This window comes from Microcoleus asticus IPMA8 (assembly GCF_013179805.1).
GTDB lineage: Bacteria > Cyanobacteriota > Cyanobacteriia > Cyanobacteriales > Microcoleaceae > Microcoleus > Microcoleus asticus.
In genome coordinates, this window is sequence record NZ_SRRZ01000167.1 from 1 (window position 1) to 13,765 (window position 13,765).

The 13,765-nt window shown below is 43.2% G+C and carries 6 protein-coding genes and 1 pseudogene; 2 read left to right on the forward strand and 5 right to left on the reverse strand.

The features are described 5' to 3' along the window. Positions 1–165: 165 nt before the first annotated feature. Together E5S67_RS28735 and E5S67_RS32820 are read right to left on the reverse strand one after the other, a co-directional pair. On the reverse strand, positions 166–1,593 hold the full coding sequence (locus E5S67_RS28735) for a DUF3370 domain-containing protein (protein ID WP_172192423.1): 1,428 nt from the start codon (positions 1,591–1,593) through the stop codon (positions 166–168). 315 nt (positions 1,594–1,908) lie between these two features. Beyond that, a complete protein-coding gene (locus tag E5S67_RS32820) occupies positions 1,909–2,643 on the reverse strand; it encodes a PEP-CTERM sorting domain-containing protein (protein WP_216670778.1) in 735 nt (244 codons plus the stop codon). Positions 2,644–3,366: 723 nt separating this feature from the next. On the opposite strand from E5S67_RS32820, the pseudogene surE (E5S67_RS28745) reads away from it, so the two are divergent. After that, positions 3,367–3,791 (forward strand): annotated as a pseudogene (surE, locus tag E5S67_RS28745) (5'/3'-nucleotidase SurE); the annotation flags it as partial. A 249-nt stretch (positions 3,792–4,040) separates the two neighbouring features. On the opposite strand, the gene E5S67_RS28750 reads toward surE (E5S67_RS28745), so the two are convergent. Both E5S67_RS28750 and E5S67_RS28755 read right to left on the reverse strand, forming a co-directional pair. Then, complete coding sequence (locus E5S67_RS28750; protein WP_172192425.1) at positions 4,041–9,341, reverse strand: AAA family ATPase; 5,301 nt, start codon at positions 9,339–9,341, stop codon at positions 4,041–4,043. A 99-nt stretch (positions 9,342–9,440) separates the two neighbouring features. Continuing rightward, positions 9,441–11,552 (reverse strand): carotenoid oxygenase family protein, encoded by a 2,112-nt coding sequence (locus E5S67_RS28755; RefSeq protein WP_172192427.1) that lies wholly within the window; start codon positions 11,550–11,552, stop codon positions 9,441–9,443. A gap of 578 nt (positions 11,553–12,130) precedes the next feature. On the opposite strand from E5S67_RS28755, the gene surE (E5S67_RS28760) reads away from it, so the two are divergent. Continuing rightward, on the forward strand, positions 12,131–12,808 hold the full coding sequence (gene surE / locus E5S67_RS28760; protein WP_172192429.1) for a 5'/3'-nucleotidase SurE: 678 nt from the start codon (positions 12,131–12,133) through the stop codon (positions 12,806–12,808). 152 nt (positions 12,809–12,960) lie between these two features. Here the strand turns inward: surE (E5S67_RS28760) and E5S67_RS28765 are convergent, their stop codons facing one another. After that, entirely contained in the window at positions 12,961–13,677 is a 717-nt protein-coding gene (locus tag E5S67_RS28765; RefSeq protein WP_172192431.1) for an ATP-binding protein, read from the reverse strand. Positions 13,678–13,765 lie beyond the last annotated feature (88 nt).

The following is a 13,765-nucleotide window of genomic DNA, read 5'->3' on the forward strand; positions in this document are numbered from 1 at the left end:
TTCCATTTGCTTTCTTCCCTTTCATTTATTATCAAACTTTTCTATTTTACCATCGAAATACATATTTACATCTCAAATGGAATTGCTATATTAACTCATTAAAACAAAAAACCCAAAGGTTAACAGTTAACAGTCAACAGTTAACAGTCAACCGTCAACCACCAACTAATTACTCGATCGCACAGTCAAAACTTGCGGCGGCGTCGCATCCGGCGGATACAAGAAATCTACTTGAACTAAACGGCGTTCCTCCGGCTTCATATTCACATTCACCAAAGGTTCCCCCTGCTGTCCCCGGCGCTGCACGATGTGAATGTAGCGCGTCAAAGTCTTGCCCGTATCATCATTAAACATCACCCGCACCGTACCTCGGAAAAATATCCGATTTTCGGGAGGATCGTAAAACATCAATCCCCCCGATTCTGTATTTGCTTTGATCGGTGTTTGCATTTTAATGCTAACAGATTGAGACTCGCGAGATTTGTTGTAAAGTGGAAAAGTTAAGTTGTATTGAATCCCGTAATTACCATTAGCTAAGTAAGCAGTATCGGGATAGCGAGCTAACATTTTAGCGCTTTGAACTTGACCAGTGCCAAAAGTACCCGTATCCGTTGTGCTCAGAGCGTAAGAAAATGACTCGCCGCGCTTGGGAACAGTTAAATAATCGGTTCTCGAATTGTCCGTAATTTTAGCTTCCCACTGGGAACCTTCAGCTACTCCCGCCACGCGGCCGTAAATTTTTTGCACCGGATTTTCGCCTCTGGGAGTTGGTGCTAAATCTCTCGGCCCCGCTAAACCTTTGGTATTTAAAATATTTTCCCACTGTTCTAAAGTCGGATCTTGCTCGACTCCTCCTTGACTTTTAGGAGCAAACATTGCTAATGATGCTACATAAACCGAATTGCTGCTCGACATTCGCATTAAAGTCGATCGACCGTTGGAAGAAGGCGTGACATTCCCCACAGGTATCGGCAAATTCATCAGCATTCGGCTCTGATTCGCCGGAATCTCGATCGCAGCAGGCAAAATGGCTTGTCTGTATCCCCGCAGCACATCGCTCGTGATGCGGCTTCCAGGCCCCGCAAACACAGTGCCGAATCGATTTTCTAAATACGACGGCAAATCAACAAACAAAGCATCCGGCCGAGTTAAATAGGTCGCTCCTTGCAATACTTTTAAAGTAACAGGTTCCGAGTTGGGATTGTGGACAATTATTCCTTGAAATAAGGTGCGAGTTTCTTGGCGATTTTTAGCTTTAGCGATGTGGTGGGCAAAGATATCAAATCGGCCTTTGAAGGGGAAGTTTAAGTGTGCAGAAGGTACTTGTTTTCCTTCGGGGGGAAATGTGGAGAGCAAAATGCCTTCCGTTTGCACAACTTCGGGGCTGTTGCTGTTGAAAACGGGGATATTGTCGAGTTGTCCGGGCAAAACGCGCACTTGTTGGGGCACCGTCACAGTGTTCAGCGGGCCGGTTGTTGGAGGTGCTGGCAAATCCAGTTCGTTTTCCGGTATCGAAAATTCTTGCTGGATGATGACTTGTTGGGTGGGAGGTGTCGGGATTGCTTGAGCTAAGGGTAGAATTGGCAAAAACATTGCTGTGAGCGCGTTTAACTGAACTTGCAGAAGATTGCCTGGACATAGCAACCGACACAAAACATTACCACAAGTTGGTTGATATTTTCTGGGGATTTTGAGATTTTAGGTTTATTTTTGCGGAAATTCGGGCATCGCAAATTTTTTGTTCTCTACCTTGACAAAATGTAGATTTGGTAAACGTAGAGCAAAAATAAGAGCCAGAAGAGCGATAGCTGCGCCGGCTCTTATGAGTTGATACTAGAAGTTAAGCTGAATTCACTAGAAATGCGGCGAGCTTGTCTTCCGATGGATGGCCCGCACCCCTGAGAAAATTTAAGCAAGAGCTTTTTTTGCCTGCTTGCGGCGAGCTGCTACTAAACTTCCCAACCCCATCACCATACCTGCCATAGTGGTTGGTTCGGGCACTGGCTCAGCATCAGCGGAAACTCCCGCCATAACTTTGTCACTGGTACCAACATTAGACCCACTTACCTGCTGGAAGCGAACCCCTGCCTTAAGCGTACCATTCTGAAATCCCGTCAAGAAAGCACTTTCTGCCTGAGCCGCACTCAGACTGCTGCCAGTTAGCAAAAAGCTAACCAAAGTAGACTGATTTTTATATAAGCCCCCATTAGCGTTGCCACCATTAAAGCTATTGCGCGGAGTGCTAATGCCATAGTCGAAACCGTTGTGCAAGCCACTAATATCAACATTGTTCCAAAACTTTGTAAAAGTGCTGCCTGCGGTAGATTTAACCGATGCATTAACGCCGCTCAATACGTCAAATGCCACGGCAACGAGAGAAGAGTTGGTTGCACCACCGGCTGTAGCCTGAGTGCCAGTGGTATTGGTGATGCCCAGATTCAGGAGCAAATCGGCTCCACTTTGGACAAAGTTGAAGTCCAATGTTGCAGTAGCGCCGGTGCCAATGCCGTTGGTAGTACCGTACTGAGGAGCCACGGATAAACTGAATGCTTGGGCTTGCGTTGCAGTTAGTAATGAAGAAGCTATTGCTAAACCAGCGGTAGCTATACAGGCAGTTAGTGGTTGGGCGAAGTTGGTTTTCATAAGAGTAATACCTTGTTTATATCGTTGGGGGGATTGACTTTATTCATTTCTTTTGGTATCTACTTACAGCATCGATCGTTTAAAAGTGTTTGTCTATACATTTTTGATACCTTTACCAAAACAATATGGTGCGAGGTTTATTCTTAAACTTTTCGTAAACTCGGTTGTATGGCAAACGCTAGGATGACTGGTGCTGAGGCATTCCACGGTTAACTATCCGTTATTGCAACTTTTAGTATCATCGGCTGTCACAACCGTTAATTGCGTAATTTTACCAATTAAGCGTAGTAATTTATACAATAGCTGAGACGAGGTTTGTCGATCGCCAGATGTACGCGAAAGTAAAATATAGTTGCACAGTAAGTAAATATAGAATTGGTAACTATTCCCGGACGCAGAAACCGGGTTAGAGAGACTAAAATACGGCGTGGAGAGCCTGGGTACCGCTGAAAAAACCTGGTCGAGTCCAGTCTCAGTGCGTAAGTCCACTACACTTAACCTTATGCAGACACCCCCCAAAAATGGGTACAAGCCCCCGACTAATGTCGTGGAAAGCCAAAAATTTTAGACTCTTGTCCAATCTCCCAGATACATCTGTGGAGTAAATCTAAAATCTAAAATCTAAAATCTAAAATCGACACAATCCCCGCGTCTCCTACCATTTGAGATTGCATCGGCTCGCCTGCGAGTGACAAAATAACCTTACAAACAGACAAATTTTTAATGAAAATTATTTTAACCAACGACGACGGCAGAGACGCTCCGGGAATTCAGGCACTTTTGCAGGCTGTAGAAGGCAAAACAATTATGGTGGCTCCTCAAGGGCAATTGTCGGGCTGCGGGCATCAAGTGACGACCCACAGTCCGATTCATGTCGATCGGCGATCGTCCTTTGAGTATGCTGTAGGGGAACACCGGCTGATTGCGTGCGCATCGCTCTTCATCACGTTTGTGCGAAGCCGGATTTGGTGCTTTCGGGTATTAACGCGGGTGGCAATTTGGGGGTTGACGTGTATATTTCGGGTACGGTGGCGGCTGTGCCGGAAGCAGCCATGCACGGTATTCCGGGCATCGCAATTTCCCACCGGATTAAAAGGCCGCTCGAAATAGACTGGGATGTCGCTACACTCAAGAATCAACGCGCACTGATTACCGGAGGCAGTCGCGGCATTGGGGCTGCGATCGAAAGCAGCGTTTGGCCCGTGAAAGCGCTGATGTTGCCTTTAATTATACCAATTCGCCCGATCGCCCAATTTAGCACAGACGTGGCGCTCAGCTTTCGATCGCACCTTCCTGAGTCCGCGCACCATTTCCAAAATTGTTGGGCATGAAGTCGGTTTCGATCGTCGGACGCTCAAACAATTTACCAATTACCAATTACCAATTACCAACTTGCGTTATTTCTGTTTTAGGACTACCAACGTAATGTCGTCAAAAACTTTATGTTTGTCAATATGTTGCCGCAGATGATCGATTACTGCTTGTCGAATTTCTTCAGCCGTTTTGTGGCGATTTTCTTTAGCCACTTGGCACAATCTTCCTATGCCGTAATACACTTTATTTATATTTACAGCTTCGGTAATTCCATCTGTGTAAAGCACTACTACATCCCCTGGATTAAGATGCACTTGAACTTGGGAAACAAAATCAGCAATATTTTCCTCTAATCCCACAGGAAAGCCGAGTTCCATTGTATCTATCCGTTCGATGTTACCATCAGTACGGACTACAATTATTTCTTCATGTTGACCGCTGAGGGTAAAGTTACTATCTTGATAATCTAACAAAGCCAAGGTCATGTTTTTAGACGAGTCGATGCGCTCGATATTGGCATAAAGGGTGCGGTTTAACACATCAAGAAACTTCACCGGATCGGTTTCGTTCATTTGTTGGAGAGTGCGGACGGCGGTTTGCGCCATAATCATTAATACGCCACTTTCTAAACCATGTCCCGTAACATCGCCGATGCTAATTTTTACCTTATCATTTTTGGTTAGCACGTCGTAGTAGTCGCCACCAACTTCATCGGCAGGTTGCATATATCCAGCTATTTCTAATCCTTTAATTTTATCCAGTTCTGATTGTTTGGGCAAGATCATTTGTTGCAGTCGTTTCGTGACTTCTAACTCAGCACTGAGGCGGATGTTTTCGGCTTTAAGCTTGTTGTTGAGGGCGCTAATTTCCTGGTTTGCTTGGGCGAGTTGAGCGGTGCGTTGTTGCACTTTATCTTCTAAAGTTTGATAGAGACGGGCATTTTCGATGGAGATCGCAGCTTGGGCGGAAATGATGTTGAGGACTTCTAAGCGATCGCGCGTAAAAGCCCCCGCTGTTAAATTATTTTCTAGGTATAAGATGCCTACCAACTTACCTTGATTAATCAGGGGGCTACACAAAATAGATTTAGGTCGCTGCTGAATAATATACGGGTCAGAGGCAAACCTGGTTTCAGTGGTTGCATCATCGATCGCAAGAGTTTCTTGCGTGCGTTCTACATAATTAACTAGCGAGATAGGAATCACTTGATTTTCAGTCCCTGACTTGGATATTAATTCACATCGTTCACCCGTACATTGAGCTTCAATTTTCCACTTACCTGCTGGGTCAGGTATGATGAAATAAAATTTTTCTGCTCCGGCGTTTTCCAGCAAGACTTGCATCAAATTGGAAAGTAACTTATCTAAATTAACTTCCCCTGAGAGCGCTTGGGAGGCTTTGATAATTGTTGATAAATCCAGCTCGTTTGCAGCACCTGAACTGGTAGAAGTGATAGTGGTTCTGGTCTGAACAATCGTTGCGTCTCTTCCACTCGTCAGGCTGTTTTTCCTACCGAGGACTGGTGTGAGTAATTCAGAATAGCGCTCTTCTAAATCTTTAACTTTTGCCTTCGCTCCCCAGCGAATATAAGCATAGTAAGCGTCTATCATGTAGGTACGCGCTACTTTCTGACGACCTAAAGTTAAATAAAATTCTGCTGCTAGTTCATTGGCGAGGGCTTCGTGCTGGACGTATCCATTGTCCTTTGCTCCATCTATCGCCAGGTCGTAATATTCCATTGCTGAGAAAGATTGCCCCAATACGCGGGCTTTTTCTGCTTCTACTAAGTCATACTTATGCTGGTAATTGGCTGGGCAATGCAACGCCCAATTTTTTATGCTTTTCTGAGTTTCTTCTACTTGGTTGAGGTATTCTTGTTTCTTTTCTTCCTCTCCTGAATCTTCCTGAGCATACTGGGCTAAAAGAATCAGACAATAGTAAAAAGTATGTTCAATAAAACTAATATTTGATTGAACGTAACCTGAATATTTCAACCCCTCTCTTGCAAACTCGATAGCTTCTTCATACTGCTTAAACAAATAGCAAACTACAGTTTTGGCAAAATAAAGCCTGAACAAGCAAATGAAATTTTTTACTTCTCTTAAATAAGATATAGCTTTTTCCTCATTTAATATGCTGCCCATCAAGATCAGTTTATTATCGGTCATACCCCTTAAATTTTCTACTAATTGACCGAGAATTTTGAGTAAATACAACTGGTGTTCTTGGGACAATCTCTCTGCCAAGTCAATATATATTTTTTGCTGTTCTTGCACGTAGTCTAGATGCTCTGCCTTGAAAAATAAATGCGAGCAATAGTAATCAGCACCATGACAAGCATATTCTATATCTCCAAATTCTAAGCCGCTATTAATTGCTTGACGAAGGGGTTCTATCGTTTCCCTAGTATGCTTTTTGAGGTGGATAATACCGATGGAAACATTAACTAAAACTTTAGAACGAAACTCTCTAGCATCTAACTTCTCTAATAGCTGCAAAGCCAGTTGCCCCAGTTGATAGGATAAATTTATATCTGAGAATAGCCAAGATACGAATATACCGTAAACAGAATAGCCGTAAGTAGATTGCGGCGAATTCCCGTACTGACGAGAAAGTTCCACCATAGTATATATAATAGGTAGCGATAGCGGGCTTTCTGCAAAGCAAGCAGGTGGGAAGATAAGAACTAAAAGCTGCATAGCGGCCTGCTTGTAGGGATCGCTCATTTCAGGTAGGTTTGCTAACTCCTCAATGTTGAGTTCTTGCGGGGGTGATTCATATAGGGTCACTCCTAGCATTTTTAGAACTTGCAGTCCGGCATCTAAGCCATCATTATTTTGATTTTTAGCGAGGTAAATTCTAATTTTCAGTTCGTATAAGTTGACTTGTTCGAGGATTGTTTTGGCTTTTTGAAACACACGATCGCACAAAATTTCCGCTCGTTCTAAATTGGCATTGAGATATTCGGCTTCCGCCGCTTCCCGATAAAAATTAAATGTCAGATCGTATCTACTTTCCCAGCTATCTTGGCTCAGGAGTTCTATACCTACATTCAAATAATTAACAGCGGCTTCATATGCAGTAGCTGCCTTCGCTTTCTGTCCAGCAATCAGGTTTAATTCAGCCAACTCATCTTTTTCTGACTGATTTGTTAGCAAATCTGTGCCAAAATTCAGTTGGTTAACCAGAGCAAAAATATTATCTTTTCGCTCTTGCTCTGTTGTATTATTCAGCAACAGTTGACCAATTTTCAGGTGAGTGGCTTTTTTCTCTGACTCTGGAATCAAAGAATAAGCAGCTTGCTGCACCCGGTCATGCAAAAATTTGTATTCAACTTTGATATCCCGTACAGATGCCAACTCTTCCTGGGCAAAGACTAGAGGAATTTTGTAATTTTCAGACAGCGGCAGAATCAAACCTGCTTGCAGTGCTTCCCACAAATGAGCAGCCGTCGCTATGTTTGATTCTTGATTGACAATTGATAAAACTTCTAAGTTAAATTGGTTGCCGATACAAGCCGCTAATTTTAATGATTTCTGGGTTGTTTCTGGGAGTTTGCGAATATTGCGAGCAACCAGTTCAACGATATTGAAATCTGCGATGCCAATCGCCTGTATTTCTTGAATATCCCACTCCCAGCGGTCTGTATCTACTTGATAAACCAGCAGATTTTCCGAGTACAGGGTTTTGAGTAGCTGGGTTAAGAAAAACGGATTGCCTTGGGTTTTATTAAAAAGTAACTCTGAAAAAACTTTTATTTTGTCTGAATTTACGCTGGCATCGAGAGTGTCGGCGATTAATTGGTTGACGCTATCCAAAGCCAGCGCCTGAATGGTGATGTTATTCACCACCGTTTCAGTTTCTTGAATTTTTTCTATTGTCTGAATTAAAGGATGAACGGGACTGACTTCGTTATCTCGATAAGCTCCAATCGTTAATAAATATTTGCTATCTGGGTCAGTGACTAAGAGTTGGATTAACTTTAGAGATGCCGAATCTGCCCACTGTAAATCGTCTAGGAATATGACTAGCGGGTGTTCGGGTTGACCAAAAACTCGAATAAATTGTTGAAATACCCGATTAAATCTGTTTTGGGATTCCGATGAACCCAGTTGAGGAACTTCAAGCTGTTTACCGATAATTAGTTCGACTTCGGGGATAACATCAATAATAACTTGACCGTTATTATCTAGCGCATTTAATAAGTTTTCTTTCCAAACAGCAATCTGTTCGGAACTTTCAGTTAATAGCTGACGAACTAATTCTTGAAATGCTTGGATTAACGCCGCATAGGGAATATTGCGCTTAAACTGGTCAAACTTACCCGCAATAAAATATCCCCTAGCTGCTACAATTGGTTTATGAACTTCATTGACGATTGAAGTTTTACCAATCCCGGAATAACCCGAAACAAACATCATTTCGGTAGCACCGAGGCTGACTCGTCCAAAGGCATCTAGAAGAATTTGGACTTCGGTTTCTCTACCATAAAGCTTCTGGGGAATGAGTAATTGGTTGCCGCGATCGCGTTGACCGATGGGAAAATTTTCAATCTTTCCGGTTGTCTGCAATTGTTGCAAACAAGTTTCCAGGTCAAATTTTAATCCCGCCGCACTTTGATATCGGTCTTCCGCATTTTTTGCTAACAGTTTCATCACAATATCTGAAACCGCTTGAGGAATTTCTGCTACCTCTTTAGGTGGGACGGGTTGTTTGGCAATATGACAGTAAACCAACTCCATCGGATCGGTGGTAGTAAATGGCAACTGGTTGGTCAGTATTTCATAGAAAGTCACTCCTAAAGAATAGAAATCGGTGCGGTAGTCAATCGCTCGATTCATCCTCCCCGTTTGTTCGGGGGATATGTAGGCTAATGTCCCTTCCAGCAAGTTGGGATTGCTAATGCTTTGGTTTTTCAATTCCAAGCGCGATGAAATACTAAAGTCAGTCAGTTTTACTTTTCCGGTCGCTGGATTGATAATGATATTTGAGGGTTTAATGTCTTTGTGAATGATCGGTACTTGATGGAGATAGATCAAAGTTTCGGATAGAGAGATGGCTACCTTCAGCAACTCGGTTATTGACAGGTTATTGGCTGCCATAAAATGATAAAGGGATAGACCCCCAAAATCTTCTAATATTAGCGCTAAACTATTCTGATAATTTTCTAAGTTGTAAGTTTTGACAATTCCTTCCCACTCTAAATTTTTAGTAATTATAAATTCTTGCCTTAAATTGGTGATTTGTTCAAGGCTAGGATAATCATATTTAATAATTTTAATGATAACTGGTTGTCTGTAACCATCTTTTTTAGCTCTATATACAACAGTCCTTACTCCTTCGTAAATTTTTTCTATAATTTCGTATCCCGAAAGAACAATCATATTTTTACTTTCCTTTCTTGTTTGACCTTTTTAAATAGTGTCTATGAACCAAGAATCCCACTTCCAAAAGCGCGATCGCGCTTTTGGCAGGTGAGTTTCTTAATGAAAATGGGGGTACACCTCATTCTCAAACAGCTTCCTAATCTCTGGCTCGTTTTGATCGACTAGCTCCTGGTAATCCTGTTGCACAGGAATCTTGTAACTAGCTTGGCGCTTAGAAATCTGTCGCAACCATGCTGTATGCAAGGTAAACCCAAACTTGAGTTTTGAATTATGCAATTTGCACAGGGGGCCATCTGACAGTTTGTTACCATTGAAAATCCAAATTTGATTTGTGGGTCCCAATTTTTTGTCTTCAAAACAAACAGCACAGACGATGTAACCGTCTGTAGAACTTTCACCATCACCACGGGGTATGAACTGGGGTGATAGCGTCATGTAGCCGCAAGGGAACTCATAGCGATCGGCAATCACCATCGACTTTGGGTGCAGCCTGAACAAGCAAGCAGGTTGACCCTTTTGGGCTAAGCGGATAACTTCTGAGAGCGGTATTAATCGGTACTTATAATCGTCGTACAGATCGACAATGTATTTTGTCATCAAATCTCGCCACAGTCCAAACGAACTCCAGTAGACATTTTCTAGCTTTCCTGGAGTCAAACCTGTAGGGAGCCTATCTAAGTAGGCATAGAGATCGACAGCCCATGTGGCTTTGATGTCGGAGATAACTTGGGACTCAATCAGTTGTCCAGTCTCTCCATTAATTATGTAGCGCCCCATTCGTCCGATGTCAGTCTCATCGTGTTCCATACCATGCAGGTAATGTGGCACGGGCTTGTGGGGTTGGGAGGCTGAAACATCATACTTCCTAAGCCATTCAGCTACTTGCATTCCACAAAGGTGGGCAACGTGGAGAGTGATATTGCCATTGGGATTATCATAGTCCACCAAAAAATGGGCAGCTTCGAGAGGAATTACCACTTTCTGGGCGACGACTTCAACTTCCTTATTACTGCTAGCTGGACGCTGGCCTGCTTTTAGATCGGCACGGCGCACGATATAAATATTAGAATCCGGCAGAGGCGGACGTTCTAGTAATTTTCTCAAGTGCTGCTCTAGTTTTTTATTCTTCGGAAATGGGTTGTTGATTATCTGCTCCAGACCCATAATGAACGCGGTGTCCATCAGTACCACATAATCTTTAGTTACTCCTATTTGATGAATAGTTTGTTCAATTTTAACCGGCGTGCCATCTGGTAGCACTAGCTTCCATCGTTCCAGTTCGCCAACACCATCCCAGCAAACTACATAGGTAAAATCCTCCAATTCTTTCCCAAATATACTTCCAATGGAACTCATTAGGTTTTCAACTATGTCTCGGGAGAAGCCGAACACAGCACGGGAAATATCTTTCATGAAATCCGTTTGACAGAACCCCGTCAGTGCTACGATAATTTCCTCTATTAGTTGGGGAATTTCTTCTATCTCATAAACCCACTGAATGCCTTCTATAAAACTAGCCGCTGATCTGCCGTAATTAACTGTAAACATCTTACCTTCACCGGAATAATCAAAGGCAGGATGAGCCGTACTCAAAATACTTTTGCAAGGAAACTTCTTAGGATTAATTATTATGGGAATTTTGAGCTGATCCAGTTCCCCCCGCCACTCTTTATTCGATCCAACTGGTGTTACCACTTCCAGGCTGTCTGTATCAATTTCATAAGGACGACCTGCATCATAGGTAACTAGCAAGCGATCGCAGGAGTCCGCAGCAAATTTCATGGGTAGAAAAGCTGTATTTAATTGATTACGCAGACCCAGAGACATAGACAACCGAGCAATGCCGCGATTGAGGAATTTATACTTTTCATACTCGCCTCCAGGCTGTGTTGCTTTGTCAGCATAGTAATCTGGTGGCTTAACAAGGCGAGTCTTCACTCTCACTTCGCCTGGTCGATCAAAATCAAGCCTATAAATCATGCCATCGCCATTCAACAATGAGTCTCCGTCTCTAAATGGGAGTCCTCCTGATTCAACAGTGCCGACTGGAGCAACAATAAAGACGTGACCCTGTAAGTCATTTGGTAAATTCCCTTCAATCTCCAGTTCAACGTTATCCAGTTCATCCTGATAGGCGGTCATAATTGACTGTGGAACGGCACAGCCGTCTGTTACTGCTTTGGTATTGCTTTGAGTGGGTTCGTTCATGTGGCTCTCCTGAGTTAAAATGTAATAATGGTAACAGTGTAGATAAGTATTTGATTTATGAATGGGAAATGAGGACTGTAACTTAGATACTATCTTTGATAAATGATTTCATATCTATTATCCCATCCCCTGCGTCAAAGCCCAATAGGAATCGACATTAACTTATTATCGACTCTCTCGTACTTATGGTGATAAGGCAAGCTAATAATTTAGCAGGATCGAGAGTTTCAACTTTCAGTCTCAGATACTTAGTATTATCTGCTACTTTTAAGGCCAAGCATCGGGGAGAGCCGAGGAAAAAATTATGTGATTAGATGTTTGCATCGACACTGATGTCGTGAATGCTGCACTGGGGCAAGCGTAACAAGTCGCTTTAGCTGTCATATCAAGGTGCGACTGGGCTAAAATGTGGTGGCGCGCCACATTTCTGGGGCAACTGTTCAATTAATGCCATGATATAAATCTGTGGCAATGCTCATACTGACGATCGCCACCAACCAACAACCAATTTGGGCTAGAGCTACCAGAAAGTTGCCAGCCTCTGCGCTCTCAAATCGGTTCTATAAAACCGACACATAATGACGATAATTTTAACCAACGACGACGGCATCGATGCTCCGGGCATTCAAGCACTTTTGCAAGCAGTAAAGGACAAGACGATTGTGGTGGCTCCCCAAGGGCAATTGTCGGGCTGCGGGCATCAAGTGACGGCTCACAGTCCGATTCATGTCGATCGGCGATCGTCCGTGGAATATGCTGTAGGGGGAACACCGGCCGATTGTGTCCGCATCGCTCTTCATCACGTTTGTGCGAAACCGGATTTAGTGCTTTCGGGTATTAATGCGGGTGGCAATTTGGGGGTTGACGTGTATATTTCGGGTACGGTGGCGGCTGTGCGGGAAGCAGCCATGCACGGTATTCCGGGAATCGCAATTTCCCACCGGATTAAAAGGCCGCTCGAAATAGACTGGGATGTCGCTACTGGCTGGACATCGCGGGTGTTGGCGGATTTGCTGAACCGGGAACTAAAGTCTGGGTGTTTCTGGAATGTGAATTTGCCGCATTTAGCGCCGGGAAGTGCGGAACCGGAAATTGTGTTTTGCCAGCCTTCGACGCAGCCACTGCCAGTGGTTTACCGGATGGAGGGAGAATACTTTTATTATGCGGGAGAGTATGGATCGCGCGATCGGGCGGCGGGGACTGATGTTGACGTATGTTTTGGTGGTAATATTGCGGTGACACAGATATCGCTGTGATCGATTTGGGCGATCGGATCAAACTATATTTTTTGCATTGTTTGTCCAAAAAAGCGTGAAGGGATCGGCTCATCAAAACTTAGGATAGGAAGCAATTTCTTAAAAATCTCAGCGGCTTCAGCCCGCTTGAGTTTCAACTTACAGGTTTGAATTTAGAGCGAAATCTCGATCGTAAATTCTGCTCCTTCTCCCGCTGCAGAAATACAGCTTAACTTACCCCCGTGCTTTTCCACCACAATCGAATAACTAATTGACAATCCCAAACCCGTACCACTTCCCACCGGCTTCGTCGTAAAAAATGGATCGAATATCTTATTGATTACCGACTGTTCCATACCCAGACCATTATCAGCAATGCTCACTACCAAATTCTGAGAATCATTAACTAAAGTCCGAATAATAATGGTGGGTTCTTTGTTCCAGCCAGCACAATCTTTCTGTGCATCTCGCAAAGCATCTATGCTATTACTGATTATATTCATAAATACCTGATTAATTGCCGATGCGTAGCACTGGACTAAAGGCAATTCACCATATTCTTTAATCACTTGAATCTCTAGAGCTTCACCATTAGATTTCAGCCGATGCTGCAAAATCAACAAAGTGCTCTCAATTCCCGAATGAATATCTACAGGTTTGATTTCCGCTTCATCGTGGCGGGAAAAGTTTCTGAGAGAATTAACTATTTTGCGAATACGTTCACTGCCAATTTTGATAGAGTTAAGAATTTTAGGAAGATCGTTTTCTAAAAAAACGAGATCGATTAGGGCAGCTTCTGCTTCAATTTCAGATGGTGGGTGCGGATAGTATTTCTGATAAAGGTATAAGAAATTTATTATATTTTGAACATAGTCTTGCAGATATTTCACTGTAGTTTAGACTAACCAAAGATGAGAACGGTGGCCAAAGAAGAACTAGAGCCACCGCGCCAGGAGAGAATGAGGGTGAAAAAGAAAA

Coding starts and splice junctions, on each gene's coding strand:
- E5S67_RS28735 (WP_172192423.1), bottom strand. CDS start 1,593: ATGTTTTTGCCAATTCTACCCTTAGCTCAAGCAATCCCGACACCTCCC.
- E5S67_RS32820 (WP_216670778.1), bottom strand. CDS start 2,643: ATGAAAACCAACTTCGCCCAACCACTAACTGCCTGTATAGCTACCGCT.
- E5S67_RS28750 (WP_172192425.1), bottom strand. CDS start 9,341: ATGATTGTTCTTTCGGGATACGAAATTATAGAAAAAATTTACGAAGGA.
- E5S67_RS28755 (WP_172192427.1), bottom strand. CDS start 11,552: ATGAACGAACCCACTCAAAGCAATACCAAAGCAGTAACAGACGGCTGT.
- surE (WP_172192429.1), top strand. CDS start 12,131: ATGACGATAATTTTAACCAACGACGACGGCATCGATGCTCCGGGCATT.